This is a genomic window from Morganella morganii (assembly GCF_041099235.1).
GTDB lineage: Bacteria > Pseudomonadota > Gammaproteobacteria > Enterobacterales > Enterobacteriaceae > Morganella > Morganella morganii_E.
In genome coordinates, this window is sequence record NZ_JBFZSO010000007.1 from 152,815 (window position 1) to 171,220 (window position 18,406).

At 51.9% G+C, this 18,406-nt stretch carries 11 protein-coding genes and 3 tRNA genes; 9 read left to right on the plus strand and 5 right to left on the minus strand.

The genetic code is table 11. The features are described 5' to 3' along the window. Nucleotides 1-44 precede the first annotated feature (44 nt). Nucleotides 45-980, minus strand: a complete 936-nt coding sequence (thyA, locus tag AB7038_RS13120) for a thymidylate synthase (RefSeq protein ID WP_369453453.1) — start codon at nt 978-980, stop codon at nt 45-47. Between the two features lie 480 nt (nt 981-1,460). Between thyA and AB7038_RS13125 the strand changes: the two genes are divergently transcribed. The 8 genes from AB7038_RS13125 to recD are packed head-to-tail and all read left to right on the plus strand — an operon-like array spanning nt 1,461 to nt 15,068. Then, nucleotides 1,461-1,928 (plus strand): peptidase, encoded by a 468-nt coding sequence (locus AB7038_RS13125; protein WP_072872078.1) that lies wholly within the window; start codon nt 1,461-1,463, stop codon nt 1,926-1,928. After that, complete coding sequence (locus tag AB7038_RS13130; protein ID WP_369453454.1) at nt 1,922-2,509, plus strand: prepilin peptidase-dependent protein; 588 nt, start codon at nt 1,922-1,924, stop codon at nt 2,507-2,509. Before AB7038_RS13125 ends, AB7038_RS13130 begins: the two co-directional genes overlap by 7 nt. Before the next feature lie 49 nt (nt 2,510-2,558). Beyond that, nucleotides 2,559-2,999: a YgdB family protein gene (locus AB7038_RS13135; protein ID WP_247709375.1), complete on the plus strand. Its 441-nt coding sequence runs from the start codon at nt 2,559-2,561 to the stop codon at nt 2,997-2,999. Continuing rightward, nucleotides 2,992-3,324 (plus strand): prepilin-type N-terminal cleavage/methylation domain-containing protein, encoded by a 333-nt coding sequence (locus tag AB7038_RS13140; protein WP_369453455.1) that lies wholly within the window; start codon nt 2,992-2,994, stop codon nt 3,322-3,324. The genes AB7038_RS13135 and AB7038_RS13140 overlap by 8 nt, the downstream gene beginning before the upstream one ends. A 10-nt stretch (nt 3,325-3,334) precedes the next feature. Beyond that, a complete protein-coding gene (recC, locus tag AB7038_RS13145; RefSeq protein WP_369453456.1) occupies nt 3,335-6,736 on the plus strand; it encodes an exodeoxyribonuclease V subunit gamma in 3,402 nt (1,133 codons plus the stop codon). Next, the gene (ptrA, locus tag AB7038_RS13150) at nt 6,720-9,611 is read left to right on the plus strand and encodes a pitrilysin (protein ID WP_440590470.1); all 2,892 of its coding nucleotides are present in this window, start codon (nt 6,720-6,722) and stop codon (nt 9,609-9,611) included. Before recC ends, ptrA begins: the two co-directional genes overlap by 17 nt. Before the next feature lie 4 nt (nt 9,612-9,615). Next, complete coding sequence (recB, locus tag AB7038_RS13155) at nt 9,616-13,233, plus strand: exodeoxyribonuclease V subunit beta (protein ID WP_369453458.1); 3,618 nt, start codon at nt 9,616-9,618, stop codon at nt 13,231-13,233. Continuing rightward, entirely contained in the window at nt 13,233-15,068 is a 1,836-nt protein-coding gene (gene recD / locus AB7038_RS13160; RefSeq protein ID WP_368889746.1) for an exodeoxyribonuclease V subunit alpha, read from the plus strand. The genes recB and recD overlap by 1 nt, the downstream gene beginning before the upstream one ends. A gap of 9 nt (nt 15,069-15,077) precedes the next feature. On the opposite strand, the gene argA is transcribed toward recD, so the two are convergent. After that, the gene (gene argA / locus AB7038_RS13165; RefSeq protein ID WP_004242197.1) at nt 15,078-16,406 is read right to left on the minus strand and encodes an amino-acid N-acetyltransferase; all 1,329 of its coding nucleotides are present in this window, start codon (nt 16,404-16,406) and stop codon (nt 15,078-15,080) included. Between the two features lie 280 nt (nt 16,407-16,686). Between argA and amiC the strand changes: the two genes are divergently transcribed. Next, a complete protein-coding gene (gene amiC, locus AB7038_RS13170) occupies nt 16,687-17,937 on the plus strand; it encodes an N-acetylmuramoyl-L-alanine amidase AmiC (protein WP_369453459.1) in 1,251 nt (416 codons plus the stop codon). 154 nt (nt 17,938-18,091) lie between these two features. Here amiC and AB7038_RS13175 read toward each other — a convergent pair. The 3 genes from AB7038_RS13175 to AB7038_RS13185 all read right to left on the minus strand — a co-directional run bounded on the left by AB7038_RS13175 (nt 18,092) and on the right by AB7038_RS13185 (nt 18,406). Then, nucleotides 18,092-18,168 (minus strand) — tRNA-Met (locus tag AB7038_RS13175). A 26-nt stretch (nt 18,169-18,194) separates the two neighbouring features. Next, a tRNA-Met gene (locus AB7038_RS13180) sits at nt 18,195-18,271 on the minus strand. A 59-nt stretch (nt 18,272-18,330) separates the two neighbouring features. Next, nucleotides 18,331-18,406, minus strand: a tRNA-Met gene (locus AB7038_RS13185).

Genomic DNA, 18,406 nt, shown 5'->3' on the forward strand with positions numbered 1-18,406 from the left:
CGTAACCGATGCAGTTTTTTTATGCGAAGCTGTTTAATGGTTTCTCAGACAGAGAACGGATATTTAATCGGATCGTGGTGCTGGTAATCTGTCACCGTGAAGTCATCAGTGGTTACCCATGTCATTAAATCATCCAGCGTTTTAATCTCAGGGTTAATATGCAGTTTTGGTGATGCAAATGGTTTACGTGTAATCTGGACATCACGCATTAATTCCAGCTGGTCTTCATATAAATGAAGGTTAACCACTTTGTGATAAACCTTACCGCATTTCAGTCCGGTTATCTGAGCCATAATAGCCAGCAGGAAATAACATTGCGGCGCATTGAAAACATAACCAAGCGCATAATCACAGCTGCGCTGATAACTGTTTAAATATAATGTGCCATCAAGAACAGAGAAGTGATGCATAAACATGCAGGGTCTGAGGCAGCCCTGATCAAATTCACCCGGGTTCCAGAATGAAATAATTTCACCACGGTCATCAATTCCTTTTTTTAAATTATCATAGACTTTACGGAGTTGATCGAATGTATTTTTTCTCAGTTCATTAATCAGTGCTTTAACGCCTTCTTTATCTCCGGAGTCACTTAATGATAATAATAAATCATACTGTGCTTCTGTCGGGGATACTTTCAGCTGCCGTCCCTGAACACCATAAACGCGGCCCATATCATCCTCACCTTTGCGGTTCGGGTTTGCCAGCCAGTCGGTATTTTCATTGGCGTTAGCATTCCAGGTATTACAGCCGATGGCTCTGAACTGAGCGGCGCTGTCATATCCGCGTAAGTAACCCAGCATTTCCGCAATTGCGGCTTTCCAGAATGCTTTGCGGGTGGTCACCAGCGGGAACTCATTTTTGTCAACGTGGTAAGTGAAATCGGCATTAATAATTGTCAGGCATCTTTTACCTGTCCGTTTATTCTCAATCCATTTCCCTTCCTCCAGAATCCGCTTTGCAATGTCTAAATATTGTTCCACTTTTGTTTTCCTGTTGACGCAGTATATGGTTTTTATATTATAACATTATTTTCATTTTTTTAATACAAGATAATATTATTTTGATTCTTTATTAATGTTAAACCTATTGAATATATTAATAATTTAGTTGATATTTTGTTTTTTATAAAAACTATCAGTGGTTTTTTAATTCTTTATCTGAAGATGTCCGGCTCACAGATACTGATATTTAAATACAGTATCTGTGGCCGGTTTTTATATCAGTTAATTTACGGATTGTTAAAGAGCGGCGGTATTTGCTCTTTTTAACTCCTTCATTTTTTTCACTCCACACTTTTTTCTCCGGCAGATTATTTTTTTCCGCACAACTCGAAAAACGAATGTGAATTTGCAGTATTCTGCAGAATTTTTTTCCTGTTGCATCGCATTTTTTTCGGTTTTGTCTTTCCGGGAGTAGTAAATCCGTTATTTTTTCGGCAGAGAAAACGAACGGATGAATACATGCAGACAGAACGGGGGATATCGCTGATGGAAGTCATTATTGTTTTATTTATTATGGCATTACCTGTTTCATTTATTAATATTTCATGGGAAAGCCAGAGAGAGCGGCGTTATCTGACAGAAACGGCCGCGTTGTTTCAGCAATATCTCAGCAGCCATAAACTGAAAGCAACGTATCTGAATGAAACACGGAAAATAGCGGTTACTTTTGGTGAGAAAAGCCGGGCCTGTTATCAGGTATCAGCAGCGCGGTGTGATGATGGCCCGGAGGGATTCACGCCTATGGAAGGTGTCCGGATTGTTTCCGGCACGACCGATGCCGTGTTGTTCTGGGGAACCCGGCATACTGCCTCTGCTGCCAGCTTTTTACTGGAAAACACACAGGGACAGATAAAACTGATTATCTCAGCCCCGGGCCGTATACGGTTGTGTACACCGGGAACGATATCCGGAGTACCGTCATGCTGAATAAAAGGCGGGAAAAGGGTTCATTGCTATTTGAAATGCTGGCGGGAATGGCTGTCAGTGCAATTCTCCTGGTCACGGTAACCCGCTTTTTTCCGGCGCTGGGGCGGGATGTGCTGAACACATACCGGCAATATAAGCTGGATACGATAATGCGGGAAACCCTTTTGCGGCTGGAAAAAGATCTCCGGCGGACGGCATTCTGCCGGGGGCACTGTCAGGGTAAACCGCTGGAAATTGCCGCCCGGCGCAGTGAGGCAGACGGCAGTTGCATCATTGTTGCTTACGACCTCAATCACAATGGCCGCTGGGAGCGGAATGTCCGTAAAATCGGGGAACATTTCGGCTACCGTCTGAATAAGCAGGCACTGGAATGGACACGTAACGCCCGCAGCTGCCTGGATTCCGGCTGGGAAAAGGTCACGGATAACCGCTATGTGAATGTTTCCCGGTTTCTGGTTACGCCGGTAAAATTATACGGAAAACGAGGCCTGAAACTGACCCTGACACTCACCGGGCGGGACATGCCTTTAATACAGCGAACCGGAGAAAGCCTGATTGTCATGCCGAATTACCACCTGTAGATCCGGCGGGGAGCAAGCCGGTCACTCCGGAGGAAATGCCCTGTTGCTGATGATTGTGCTGTTACTGGGGATCTCACTGATGATGCTGTCTGTTTTACACCGATTTTATCAGACGGAGTGGCGTAACGGTCAGGATGAAACGGCATTTTACCGGGCGGATGCCGGTGCGGCTTCCGCGCTGGAATGGGGGCTGACACTGGTGTGGTCACGAAAAGCACTTAACGAAGCACAGTTCTACTGCCGGACGGCACCGGACCCGGCACTGAAGAGTTGTTTGCGGCGGCTGAGAGCCAACAAGCTATTATTACAGGGCAGCATGTTTTCTCCCTGGTTTGAACAAAATATCACGCATTATCAGCTGGTCAGCGCCCGGGAAGAAGGAGACAACATGATTTTGACAGCAATACCGCAGGGATGGAGTGATTTTTGCCCGCCGGATTTAAAACCCGGCTGCAACCGGCATACTGAAACGGGAGAAAACAATGAATGAGCGCGGAATGTCGTTACCGGAAGTGATGATTTGCGCCTTTATCTTTGCGATTCTGGTTACCGGATTATTACGCTATTATCAGCTCCTGCACAGCGGAAAACAGCGGCAGTATGCGGATGTCAGCACGGTACGCCATCTGCATCAGATGATGCGTTTTACGCAGGACCCCGGGATATTACGGCAGATGATGCAGATACATTTATCTCCCCGGCAGAAATGGGAAAGTTATCAGGAAAATGTGTCACCGGGCTGTATTTCCGTTACTATCAGGCTGGTCTCTCCGGGTGAGCGCCGGTTAACCGCCGGCAGATGGCAATGTATGTAAGGACAGGACAATGTTTACAGTTTATCACTCCAATGATCTGGACCTGCTGAAAGATCTGATATGCCATATTATTGATAATGATAAAATTAATGATCCTTTTTGTCCTGAGACCGTGCTGGTGCAAAGCCCGGGAATGTCTCAGTGGCTGCAAATCAGCCTGGCAGAAAAACTGGGTATTGCCGCGAATATAACATTTCCGCTGCCTGCCACATTTATCTGGGATATGTTTACCCGCGTCCTGCCGGATATTCCGAAGGAGAGCGCCTTCAGTAAAGGCGCTATGACCTGGAAGCTGATGTCACTGCTGCCGCAGCGCCTTGATGATCCGGATTTTGCCCCGCTGCGCCATTATCTTGATGATGACGGGGATAAACGCAAACTGCATCAGCTGTCAGGCCGTATTGCGGATTTATTTGACCAGTATCTTGTCTACCGGCCGGACTGGCTGACGGCGTGGGAAAATAATGAACTGATTGACGGGCTGAGTCAGAACCAGTCCTGGCAGAAATGCCTGTGGCGTGATTTGCAGACATTGACCCGCAGCCTGGGGCAGCCGGAATGGCACCGTGCTAATCTTTATCAGCGCTTTATTGATGTACTCAATGAAGGTGACCCTGAAGTGGTCTCTAATCTGCCGCCCCGCCTGTTTATCTGTGGTATTTCCGCATTACCGCCGGTCTATCTGCAGGCTCTGCGGGCGCTCGGGCAGCATACCCATATCCATCTGATGTTTACCAATCCCTGTCAGTATTACTGGGGTGATTTACAGAGCCCGGCTGCACTGCGGCGTATGCTGGCGCGCAAGCCGCAAAGCTATTGGGATAAAAAAGCCGTCAGCTGGTTTAAATCGGATGAGGATGCACCTTCACTGTTCGATTTTGAAGCTGACGGGGAACAAAATACCGGTAACCCGCTGCTGGCGTCGTGGGGGCGTCCCGGCCGGGATAACCTGTTTTTTCTGGAAGATATTGAAGAAATCCATGCTATTAAGGCTTTTGTCGACCGCCCGGCAGATACACTGCTGTCTGCTGTTCAGCAGGATATTCTTAATCTGGAAGACGGCAGTGTGGTGGGAAAAAACAAAGAGGAGTTTGTCACCAGTGAACGGCGGCGGGTGATTGCGGATAATGACCGCTCCCTGACATTCCATTCCTGCCACAGTCCGCAGCGGGAAGTGGAGATTTTGCAGGACTATTTACTGAACCTGCTGGAAAATGATCCGTCACTGACTCCCCGGGACATTATTGTGATGGTGGCGGATATTGACAGCTACTCTCCTTATATTCAGGCGGTTTTTGGCCAGGGGAACGAAAACCGCTATCTGCCGTTTGCTATCTCAGATCGTAAAGCCCGCCAGGCTCACCCGGTATTACAGGCAGTACTGACACTGCTGGAATTACCGCAGAGCCGTTTCACTTCAGAACATGTGCTCAGCCTGCTGGAAGTCCCGGCGGTGTCGCAGCAGTTCGGGCTGGATGAGAGTGATTTACCGCTTCTGCGCCGCTGGGTCAGCGGATCCGGTGTCCGCTGGGGGCTGGATGACCATAATATTGAATCTTTCTCACTGCCGGTTTTTGGTCAGAACACCTGGAAATTCGGGCTGGAACGCATGCTGCTGGGCTATGCCATGGCAGAGGAGGAAGGTACCTGGCGCGGGATCCTGCCGTATGACGAGGTTGCCGGTATGTCAGCGGACCGGGTCGGGCAACTGGCGGCTTTTATTGATACGTTGCGACAGTGGCAAAAAATACTGAGTGAACCACGGACACCGGCACAATGGCGTGAAACAGGTTCTGAGCTGCTGTCAGCCTTTTTCATGACGACACCGGATACCGAACCGGTGCTCAGTATGGTGTTACAGCAGTGGCAGCAGGTACTGGATCAGGGGGTTAAAGCCTGTTATGACGGCGATGTTCCGCTTGCACTGATCCGGGATGAGCTTTCTCTGCGGCTGGATGATGAGAAAATCAGCCAGCGCTTTTTATCGGGTGCGGTAAACTTTTGCACGCTGATGCCGATGCGTTCTGTGCCGTTTAAGGTTATTTGCCTGCTGGGTATGAATGACGGCGTATACCCGAGGACAATCCCGCCGCTGGGGTTTGATCTTATGGCGGAAAAAAGCCGCAGGGGGGACCGCAAACGCCGGGATGATGACCGCTACCTTTTCCTGGAGGCGCTGGGGTCAGCAAAAGAATATTTATATATCAGCTATATCGGACGATCTATCCGGGATAATGAAGAGCGTAACCCGTCAGTGCTGGTCAGTGAACTGCTGGAATATGCCGGTCTCAGTTTTTGTCTGGAGAAAGACCGGTTTGCTGACCTGGATACCAGCCGGGAATCGCTGGAAAATCATCTGATTGTCCGGCACACCCGTGTCCCGTTTGCGGCGGATAACTACCGGGAGGGCGCAGAATTTCAGAGTTTTTCGCCGCAGTGGTTACCGGCAGCATTACGGCAGGGCGAAGCGCAGGGGTCGTTTAATGTCCCGGTTCCGTCGGAAGATATAACAGAAATAACTATTGATCAGCTGTTGCGGTTTTACCGTCATCCGGTCAGGGCGTTTTTTCAGCAGCGTCTGAATGTCCATTTTGATATTGAGGATGTGGCTCTGCCGGAAGAAGAACCCTTCAGTGTTGATAACTTACAGCGTTACGGGTTTAACACCCGGCTGCTGGATGCGCTGGTGGACGGCGAACCGGAAGAGCGGGTCTTCCGTATACTGAAGGCGGCGGGAGAACTGCCGGCTGGTGCATTCGCACAGGTTTACTGGGAAGAACAATTACAGGAAATGGATGTTCTGGCGGAGAAAATCCGCAATGCACGGACAGAATCGGATATTGAGTCGTTTCACTATGTTACCGGGCCGTATACTTACAGCGGGCAACTGACCGGTGTTCAGGATAACGGGCTGCTCCGCTGGCGTCCGGCGGCACTCACCGCCGCTGACGGGCTGCGTTTGTGGATTGAACATCTGACATACAGCCTGAGCGGACGGCAGCAGTACAGCCGGATGTACGGGCGCGGTGATACGGTGTGGATCTTTGAGCCGCTGACGGCAGAGCAGGCGCAGGGCTATCTGCGTCCGCTGCTGGATGTGTTTGTCCGTGGTCTGAATGAGCCGCTGCCCGTCTTTGTTAAAAGCGGCTGGGCCTGGCTGACCACACTGGCTGATGAGAACACCGGTGAACTCTCTGATGATGCTGCACTCCAACATAAAGCCGGCCTGCTGCTTCTGCAGACACTGCAGGGGGGATATCAGTTTACCGGTGAGGCGGAGGACGATTATGTTGTCCGTGCATTCCGCCATTTTGATGAAGCACTTATGGATGCGATAAAGCAATTTTCACAACAACTCTTTTTGCCGATGTTTCAACATCAGAAGAACAGGGAGAATGAGGCTGATGCCTAAACAACTAGTGCAGTTTATTTTTACGCTGCTTTTCTTTTTTACCGGTGCCAATGCACTTGCTCAGAATAACTGGCAGGTTCTGCCCGGAGAGATTGAGAAAAGCGCCAACGATCCGCGTCAGTATCAGGCAATCACCCTGAAAAATAATATGACGGTTCTGCTGATTTCCGATAAAACCGCGCGTAAATCAGCGGCGGCGGTCAGTCTGGCCATCGGCAGTATGGATGAACCACAGAGCCAGGCGGGTCTTGCGCACTATCTGGAACATATGGTGCTGATGGGATCAAAACGTTTCCCTGAACCCGGCAATTTCAGTGACTATCTGGCGAAGCACGGCGGCAGCCATAATGCCAGTACCGGCTCCAATTACACAGACTTCTATTTTGAAGTTGAAAACAATGCACTGAAAGGGGCAACGGAGCGGCTGGCTGATGCTCTGGCAGAACCGCTGCTGGATCCGGTGAATGCGGATAAAGAACGTAATGCGGTTAACGCCGAGCTGACCATGGCGCGTTCCCGTGACGGGCACCGTATGTATCAGGTACGGGCGGAAACCTGGAATCCGGCACATCCGATCTCCCGTTTTTCCGGTGGTAACCTGGAAACCCTGAGAGATAAGCCCGGCAGCATCCTGCATGAAGAGCTGCTGAAGTTTTACAACACTTATTATTCATCCAATCTGATGAAAGCCGTGATCTACGGGCCGGAGTCCGCAGAAGAACTGGCAAAACTGGCCAATGAGACGTTCGGTACGATTCCGGATCGCCACGCGACTGTTCCGCAGATTACCGTTCCGCTGATCACCGCAGCCGAGCAGCAGAAAATCATTCACTATGTTCCTGCCCAGCCGCAGAAATCGCTGGATTTTGAGTTTGTTATCGACAACAACAGCAAAGATTTCCGCAAGCAGACAGATACCTATATTGCGTATCTGCTGGGCAGCCGCAGTGAAGGTACGCTGGCGAACTGGCTGATATCCGGCGGGCTGGCGGAGAACGTCAGTGCATCGGCATCCTCAACTCTGGCACGTAACCAGGGGGTGTTTATTATCTCTGTCTCACTGACTGATGAGGGTATGGCGAAGCGCGATGAAATTACCGCCGCTGTTTTTGCGTACCTGAATCTGATTAAAGAAAAAGGGATTAACAAAGACTATTTCGATGAAATTGCCCGCGTGAATATGCTGGCATTCCGCTACAACTCGGTTGTCCGTGATATGAATTATGTGGAATCACTGGCAAATACGATGATGGAATATCCGGTAAAGAATGTTCTGAATGTCGGCTATCTGGCTGATGACTGGGATCCTGCCGCCATCAAAGCCCGTCTTGCGGATTTAACACCGGAGAAAGCCCGTATCTGGTATACCAGCCCTCAGGAACCAAGCAATAAAAAAGCCTATTTTGTTGATGCGCCTTATCAGGTGGATGCAGTGACTGCTGCGCAGCTGGATAAATGGCGTAAATCTGAAGGTGATTTCCGTTTCTCTCTGCCTGCACTGAACCCGTTTATTCCGGATAATTTTGATCTGATCAAACAGCAGGAACAGCAAAAACCGGTACAACTGACAGACACTGAAAAACTGCGTCTGTTCTATATGCCGAGCCGCTATTTTGCGGATGAGCCGAAGGCAATTATTGCGCTGGAACTGCGTAACCGGAATGCCGGCAGAACAGCCAAAGATGTTGTCACCAGCGCGCTGCTCAGTTATGTCAGTGAACTGAAACTGAATCAGCTCAGTTATCAGGCCAGCGTGGCAGGAATGGGGATCAATATCAGTGATGATGATGGCCTGAATATCAGCGTCAGTGGTTATTCCCAGCATCTGCCGGAACTGCTGACCACGGCAGTGACTGAATATCAGTCTTTCACCCCGGCAGCATCTGAGCTTGCACAGGCGAAATCCTGGTATCGTGAGCAGGTTGCGGTATCGGATAACGGCAAAGCCTATGAAATGGCAATGCGTCCGTTCAGCCGCCTGAAATCAGTGCCTTATTTTGAAGATAAAGACCGCCTCGCAGCACTGGATACCATTACTGAAAGTGACATCACGCAGTACCGTGACCGTCTTATCCGTGAAGGGGCTCTCCAGATGTTTGTGTTCGGTAATCTGACAGCACCGCAGGCAGAGCAGATTGCATCGAAAGCTCAGGCACAGCTCGGTTCACAGGGTACGGAATGGTGGGTCGGGGATTACTATGTGATTGATAAAGCCCTGAAACCAAACTTTGACGAAAAAGCCAACAGCACGGATAACGCGCTGGCCAATATCTTTATCCCGGACGGTTATTCACGGACGGAAGGTGCGGCATTCTCGTCTGTGCTGTCGAAAATCCTGCATCCTTGGTTCTATGATCAGTTGCGGACACAGGAACAACTGGGGTATGCCCTGTTTGCATTTAACCCGAATTTCGGCCGCCAGTGGGGGATCGGTTTCCTGCTGCAAAGCAATGAAAAGAATCCGGCTTATCTGTCACAACGCTTTGATGATTTTTATATCAATGCGGAGAAACGTCTGAAAGCACTGGATAATGCGGAATTTGATAAATACCGCAATGCACTCCTGACGGAAATGACACAGCCGCCGGAAACCTTTGAGGAAGAGGCATCCCGTTATTCATTTGATTTTAAAAATAATTACTTTGATTTCAACACCCGCGAGCAGACGATTGCGGCGGTGAAAAAAATGACCAAACAGGATGTGGTGACATTCTATGAGAACGCGGTGATGTCGAAAAAAGGACTGGCGCTTTACTCTCAGGTGACCGGTACCGGCGGCAAAGCGGATGATTATGCGAAACCGGCCGGATGGACAACGTATCCGTCTGTGACGGCTTTCCAGGCACTGTTACCTGTTAAAGAAGAAATCCGGTAAAACGATGGCGGCTGAATCTTTAAATCCGATGACAATACCGCTGCAGGGGCAGCGGTTAATTGAGGCATCTGCCGGTACAGGGAAAACCTACACCCTGGCCCGGCTCTATCTGCGTCTGCTGCTGGGTATTGGTGAAGGGGCGTTTGTCCGGCCGTTATCGGCAGAAGAGATCCTGGTGGTGACCTTTACCGAAGCGGCAACCAATGAACTGCGGGGGCGTATCCGTGAGAACATCCATAAACTGCGGATTGCCTGTCTGCGTCATGAAGAAGGCGGGGAACCGGGGGATGATTACGGGTTCGGTCCGCTTCTGGCGCTGATTGAGGATAAACAAAGTGCTGCTCAGCGCCTGCTGCTGGCTGAACGGCAGATGGACGAAGCCGCCATTTTTACCATCCACGGTTTTTGTCAGCGCATGCTGACACACAACGCCTTTGAATCCGGCGTACTCTTTGAACAAACGCTGATTCAGGATGAGCATCCTGTCCGTAAACAGGCCTGTGAGGACTTCTGGCGGCGTCATTGTTATCCGCTGCCGGTTGAGCTGGCCAGAGCCATTACACAGCTCTGGTCTGATCCTGAGGCGCTGCTGCGGGATATTTACCCCTGGTTGCAGGGGGAACTTCCCGGAATTACAGATGCACCGGAATCGGATGAAACATTACTTTCCCGCCATGAAAAAATTACCGCCGCGATTGATGAGGTCAAACAGTGCTGGCGGGAAAGTGATGCTGATTTTGTCAGTCTTATTCAGAACTCTGATCTGAATAAAAGCAGTTACCGCGCCAACCTGGTGCCCGGATGGATTGCCGGCATTGATGACTGGGCGAAGGAAACAGAAACCACACATTACGCGCTGCCGAAAAATATAGAACGTTTCAGTCAGGCAGTGCTGGATGAAAAAACCAAAAAAGGCGGTACGCCGCCGTCACATCCGGTATTTTCCGCGATTGAGGAACTGACAGCGCAGGCACTGACGCTGGAGGATGTTCTGTTTACCCGTGCGGTGTATGAGATCCGCCAGACCATCACGCAGGAGAAACAGACCCGGGGCGAGATGGGATTTGATGATTTGCTGACCCGCCTGGACAACGCACTGCATCAGGAAAACGGGGCGCTGCTGGCGCAGACACTGCGCAGGCGTTTTCCGGTGGCGATGATTGATGAATTCCAGGATACCGATCCCCAGCAATACCGGATTTTCCGTACTATCTATCAGGAAAATACCGGTGACAACGGCACACCGGCAGATCCGTACGGGCTGTTGTTTATCGGTGACCCGAAACAGGCGATTTATGCCTTCCGCGGCGCAGATATTTTCACTTATATCAAAGCACGGCAGGATGTCAGTGCGCATTATACGCTGGGGACTAACTTCCGCTCCGCGAAGACCATGATCGACAGTGTTAACAAGCTGTTTTTGCAGGCAGATGAGCCTTTCTGCTTTAAACAAATCCCGTTTCAGCCGGTCAGTTCCGCGCCCGCAAATGATGATGCCGCTTTTGTTGTTGCCGGAGAAACTCAACCGGCAGTGCAGTTCTGGTGGCAGGCCGCAGAGGGGGTCAGCAGCGGGGATTATGAGCGGACAATGGCGGGGGTGTGTGCCGGGCAGATCCGTGACTGGCTGGATGCCGGACAAAATGGCACGGCCCTGATTGGTTCGCCCGGGAAACAACGCCCGGTCAGTGCGGCGGATATTACCGTACTGGTACGCAGCCGCCGGGAAGCACAGCTGATAAAAGATGCCCTTAATCAGCGGGCGATCCCGTCTGTTTTTCTCTCAAACCGCGACAGCGTGTTTGACTCACCGGAAGCCCGCGAATTGCTGTGGCTGCTCCGGGCGGTGCTGAATCCGGAAAAAGAACGGCTGTTGCGCAGTGCGCTGGCATCCGGGTTATTTGGTCTGAATGCTGCGCAAATTGACGCACTGAATCAGGATGAAGCAGCCCGTGACAAGCTGGTGGACGAGTTTGCCGGTTATGGCCAGATCTGGCAGCAGCAGGGCGTTCTGCCGATGCTGCGCCGGGTGCTCAGTCAGCGGAAGATTGCGGAAAATCTTCTGGCGGGACAGGACGGAGAACGACGTTTAACCGATATCATGCATATCAGTGAGTTGCTTCAGGAAACCTCACTGACGCTGGAAAATGAACATGCGCTGGTGCGCTGGCTGGCACAACAGGTATTGCGCCCGGATACGCAGTCGGAAAGCCAGCAGATGCGGCTGGAAAGTGATCAGCATCTGGTTCAGATTTGCACTATTCATAAATCCAAAGGGCTGGAATATCCGCTGGTATGGCTGCCGTTTATCTGTAATTTTCAGGCGGGCGGCCAGCGCCTCTATCATGATGAAACCACCTTCGAGCCGCTCCTGACACTGTCACCGGATGAAACACAGCTCGCCCTGGCGGATAAAGAACGTCTGGCCGAGGATTTGCGTCTGCTTTATGTGGCGGTGACGCGGGCGGTTTACCATTGCAGCCTGGGTGTTGCACCGATTATCAGAGGAAACCGCAAAAAAACAGGTAATACCGACCTGCATCTTAACGGGCTGGGGTATCTGCTTCAGAACGGGCAGGCATGTGACAGCAAAACCCTGGCGGAGAGGCTTGATGCGTTTTGTCTGGGTGACAGCGCCGTTGCCGTCACCCGGATAGCAGAGCCCGAACTGCAACTGTGGCAACCCGGTATGTCACAACCACCATCCCTGGCGGTGAAGCCGTTTACCCGGTCTGTCAGCAGCCGCTGGCGTGTGACCAGTTACAGCGGCCTGAGCTACGATGCATCGTCCGGCGGCACTGTGTATACACAGGACAGGCAGGAAGAGATGATGGCGATGATCCGCTCCCTCAGTCCGTCACTGGATACAGACACGCTCGGTGAAGTGCAGGATGAAACCGGAGTGGCGCAGACCGCCTATACCTTCCCGCGTGGTGCGATGGCGGGGACATTCCTGCACAGCCTGTTTGAAGAGCTTGAGTTTGATAGTGAGCCCTCACTCGAGTGGCTCACTGAGCAACTGCTGTCATACGGATTTTCTGCTGAATGGGCACCGTTCCTGCAAACCTGGTTTACGGATCTGGTTAATACGCCGCTGTCTGCGGAAGGGCTGGTGCTCAGTGCAATCCCGGTACGTTATAAACAGGATGAAATGCAGTTTTTCCTGCCGATAGACGGTGACCTGACCGCGCAAAAATTGGATGCACTGACGCGGCAGTATGATCCGCTGTCAGCACAGGCACCGCCGCTGGATTTCGCGGCAGTGACCGGCATGCTGAAAGGCTTTATTGACCTTGTGTTTTATCACGACGGTAAATATTACATAGCGGACTATAAATCAAACTACCTGGGTGACAGCCCGGCTGACTATCAGCCGGATGCTCTGGAACAGGCTATGGTGGAGCACCGCTATGATTTGCAGTATCAGTTGTATACGCTGGCGCTGCACCGCTATCTGCGTCACCGGTTGCCGGATTATGACTATCAGACGCATTTCGGTGGTGTGTATTACCTCTTTTTGCGCGGCATGACACCGGACCATCCCGGCCAGGGGATCTGGTTTTATCGTCCGGAACAGGCATTTACGGAGCAACTGGATGCCCTGTTTAAAGGGGAGGAAGGTTAATGAATACTCACTTACAAACCTTATGTACAGAGCAGATCCTGCGTCCCCTGGATTGTCAGTTTGCCGCGATGCTGGCACCGGATAGCCATCCTCTGCTGCAACTCGTCTTTGCTCTGCTCAGTGCACAAACCGGCGGCGGACATGTCTGCCTGCCGCTGTCGCGGATTATTCCCGCAGCGGAACAGGGCGGACGGCATGCGGAGATCATGCAGTCTGTCTGGCGGGAACTGAATGAGCCGGGACTGCCGGAGATAAAAGCGGCGCTGTCTGCCTCTGATGCGGTTAGTGATGGCTCACTTCCCGCACCGGTTGTGCTGTCAGAAGAGAATTTGTATCTGCACCGGATGTGGCAGTATGAATGCCGGGTAGCTGAATTTTTCTCCCGGCCTCAGCGGGTTTCTGCTGATGCAGAAAAACTGCGCCCGGTTCTGGATGCGTTGTTTGGTGTGACAGAACAGGAAACGGACTGGCAGAAAATTGCTGCGGCGGTGGCGGTCAGCAGCCGGACTGCTGTTATTTCCGGCGGGCCGGGTACCGGTAAAACCACAACCGTTGCCCGTATTCTGGCGGCACTGGTGCAATCCGCCACTGAACCGCTGCTGATTGAACTGGCGGCACCGACCGGTAAAGCGGCAGCCCGCCTGACTGAATCACTGGGTGAAGCTATTGCGCAGCTTGATTTGACTGAGACACAGCGGGCCATGATGCCGGATCAGGCCAAAACCCTGCATCGCCTGCTGGGTGCTCAGCCGGACAGCCGGCGGTTACGTCATCATCAGAAAAACCCGCTGATGTCGGATGTGCTGATTGTGGATGAAGCGTCCATGGTCGATTTGCCGATGATGGCGGCACTGATTGATGCACTGCCGGAGAACGCGATGCTTATCCTGCTGGGGGATAAAGACCAGCTGGCTTCGGTGGAAGCCGGGGCGGTGCTGGGGGATATCTGCCGCTTTGCTGAATCCGGTTACACACCACAGCGGCGGCAGGCGCTGGAGGCAATGACCGGCTGTGTGCTGCCGGATAAATCACCGGCGCATCCGGTAAATGTGCAGGATCATCTCTGCCTGCTGCGAAAAAGTTTTCGTTTTGATGCCGGTTCCGGCATCGGGCAACTGGCTGCTGCGGTTAACAACGGCAATGTCCGGGAAACCATGGCGGTTCTTGGCGGGCAGCGGCCTGATGTCCGTTATGTGCCGCTGGAGAATGAAGAAGGTTATGCTCAGGTACTGACGGACACCATGAAAGCTTATCTGCCGTTTTTATCGCTGGTGAAACAGCATGCTGATCCGGCGGCGGTGCTTGATGCCTTCAGTCAGTTCCGGCTGCTCTGTGCGCTGCGTGAGGGACCGTTCGGTGTGGAAGGGCTGAATGAGCGCATTGAGCGGCTGCTGCATCAGCAGGGGCATATCCGCCGTCCGCTGATACACCGGCATCGTGCTTATCACGGTAAACCGGTGATGATAAGCCGCAATGACAGCCCGCTGGGGCTGTTTAACGGTGATATCGGGATTATGCTGACGGATGAAAACCATGAACTGCGGGTGTATTTCCGGCTGCCGGACGGCACTATCAGGAGTATCCGTCCGAGCCGTCTTCCGGCACACGAAACGGCGTATGTGATGACGGTGCATAAATCACAGGGCTCTGAGTTTGCTCATACCGCGCTGGTGCTGCCGGTGCAGCCTTCGCCGCTGGTCAGCCGTGAATTGCTGTATACAGCACTGACACGGGCGAAGCAGTTTCTGACCATATACAGCCGGGAAGAGTGTGTTAAGCGGGCGGTGAAAACGCCGACTCAGCGGTACAGCGGGCTGAGCGGGCGTTTACGTTAGTCCGGCGGATTACTGAAAGCCGAGGATCAGGATTTTTGAGCGCCGCTGATAGTTATACAGCGCCTGTTTTTTGACCGGCAGGTTTTCAATTTCTGCCGGGACAAAGCCGCGCTCCTGAAACCAGTGAATGCTGCGGGTAGTGAGTACAAACAGCTTTTCCAGTCCGATCTGCTTTGCCTGCTGTGTGACCCGGTGCAGCAATTCCTCGCCGCGTGCGGAGCTGCGGTAATCGGGATGTACTGCGACGCAGGCCATTTCACCGATTTTCTCTTCCGGATACGGATAGAGCGCGGCACAGGCAATGGTGGTGTTATCGCGTTCAATAATGGTGAATTTGTCGATTTCCATTTCCAGTTGTTCGCGGGAGCGGCGCACCAGAATGCCCTGCTGCTCCAGGGGGCGGATTAACTCGAGGATCCCGCCGATATCATTGATATTGGCGCGGCGTGTCTGCTCCGAGCTTTCCATCACAATCTGTGTCCCGATACCGTCGCGGGAGAAGAGTTCCTGGATAAGCGCGCCGTCCTCCTGGTAACTGAGCAGATGGCTGCGTTTCACGCCCCGGCGGCAGGCTTTCACCGCGCCGCGCAGGAAACGGACGGTTCCGGAGTAATAATCACCGCTGCCTTCCAGCGCCTGCACATAGTGCTCTGCATCATTCGGGTGCATTTCGGAGATAATCCCGCCGTCATCCGCCACCACACCTTGCGCAGAGCAGAAACCGATCAGCTTTTCCGCTTTCAGTTTGACGGCAATCTGCGTGGCAATCTCCTCGGAGGTCAGGTTAAAGCTTTCCCCGGTGACAGAAACCGCCACCGGGCCAATCAGCACGATACCGCCGTTATTGAGCTGGCGGTTGATTGCATCTTCATCGATCCGGCGGATACGCCCGCTGTGGCAGTAATCAATACCGTCATCCACGCCCAGTGGCTGGGCTATTACAAAGTTGCCGCTCACTACATTGATATGCGCACCCTGCAGCGGTGTGTTACTCAGACACATCGACAGACGGGCGGTGATATCGAGCTGTAACTGTCCCGCTGCCTGCTTGACCAGCTCGAGAGTCCGCGCATCTGTCACACGGGTATTTTTGTGATAAACCGGCTCACACTGATGGGCCAGCAGATTTTTTTCAATTTGCGGACGAGCGCCGTACACCACAATCAGGCGGATGCCGAGGCTGTGCAATAAGCCGATATCATTAACAATACCGGGAAAATTTTCATGCTCGATAGCTTCGCCGCCCAGCATCACCACAAATGTTTTGCCATGGTGAGCATTGATATAAGGAACCGACTGACGGAATCCGTCCACCAGTTCGATACTGCGCTCTTTCATAACATCCCTCGCAAGTGAATTTTTATTCGTAATTTATGTATTTTTATTCTTTTTACACAGGAATAGCAAGTGTAAATTTTGGTCGCCGGTTAAGATTTTGCCGGGTTTTATGCCGTGTTATCGCCATATAAGCCAAAAATGCATAATGACAGGGCGCAAATGATTAGATAAAGTGCCGTTTAAATTATTTACGGAATAAATTGTTCTGCTTCCTTATTTTCCGGTTTTCATAATCCGCACCGGTTATTGTTGATTTGATTTACGCTATGGATATTTTTTCATGAGTCATTCTGAACATGATGCGTCACGCCGTCTGTTACTGAAAGGAGCTGCGGCGTTTTGTCTGCTGAGTATCAGCCCGTTCGGCTTTGCGGCGTCGTCACAGATTGTGGCGGTGCGTATCTGGCCGGCATCCAGTTATACCCGTGTGACTATTGAGTCGGATCATCCGCTGAAATATAAGCAGTTTTCACTGCAAAACCCGGAACGTATTGTTGTCGATCTGAAAAATGTGCACCTCAACAGTGTGCTGAAAGGGATGGATAAGCAGGTGCAGGATCGCGATCCGCATCTGAAGCTGATCCGTGTCGGTCAGAATGATCCGCAGACTGTCCGCCTGGTGTTTGAAGTGAAACAGGCGATGAGCCCGCAGGTGCTGGAACTGACTCCGGTCGCTGAGTTTAAAAACCGTCTGGTGCTTGATTTTTATCCGAAAAATGGTGCTGCGACAGAAGACGATCCGCTGCTGGCACTGCTGGAAGATTACAACCGCGGTGATCTGGAAGAGAGCCTGCCGCGTGAAACGCCGAAACCGGGTAAAGCCGGTCAGGACAGGCCGATCGTTATTATGATTGACCCGGGCCACGGCGGGGAAGACCCCGGTGCTATCGGGAAATACAAAACCCGCGAAAAAGATGTGGTGCTGCAGATTGCCCGCCGCCTGAAGTCGCTTATCGATCGCGAGCCGGGTATGCGTGCCTATATGACGCGCAATGAGGATGTGTTTATCCCGCTGTCGGTGCGTGTGGCGAAAGCCCGTAAAATGCGGGCGGATCTGTTTGTCTCAATCCATGCGGATGCCTTTACCAACCGCTCTGCCAGAGGCTCGTCGGTCTTTGCACTTTCGACACGCGGGGCAACCAGTAATACCGCAAAATATCTGGCTCAGACCCAGAACGATGCGGATAAAATCGGGGGTGTCAGCAAAAGCGGCGACAAGTACCTCGACCAGACCATGTTTGATATGGTGCAGAGTGCGAGTATCAAAGACAGCCTCAAATTCGGTTCAGAAGTGCTGAAACGGATGGGAAATGTCAACAAACTGCATAAGCGCACGGTTGATCAGGCCGGGTTTGCGGTACTGAAAGCGCCGGATATTCCGTCGATTCTGGTGGAAACTGCGTTTATCAGCAACCTTGAGGAAGAGCGCCTGCTGAAAACGGCCAAATTCCAGCAGGGGATGGCGAATTCCATTTTTCAGGGGATTAAGGCGTATTTTGCCAACGGCGGAGCTGTCGCGCGGCGCAACTGAACATACTGTTTATTATAAAGATTGTGCATCACAAGGATGTGGTGTGAAACGGACAGATACAGCACAGACATAGTTATGCACTGAAAAAAATCATTTTCAGGGATAAATTTCGTGTGTTTTCAGGAAAAGTTGACAGGGAAATCTGTCAGAAGATTGGTTGCGGGGGCCGGATTTGAACCGACGACCTTCGGGTTATGAGCCCGACGAGCTACCAGGCTGCTCCACCCCGCGTCCGATTTTGTTAATGATATGAAGGTTGGTTGCGGGAGCCGGATTTGAACCGACGACCTTCGGGTTATGAGCCCGACGAGCTACCAGGCTGCTCCATCCCGCGTCCGAATATCATTAACTGAGCATATCACATTGTATTCACAGACAGCGCACTTGAAAAATTGGTTGCGGGAGCCGGATTTGAACCGACGACCTTCGGGTTATGAGCCCGACGAGCTACCAGGCTGCTCCATCCCGC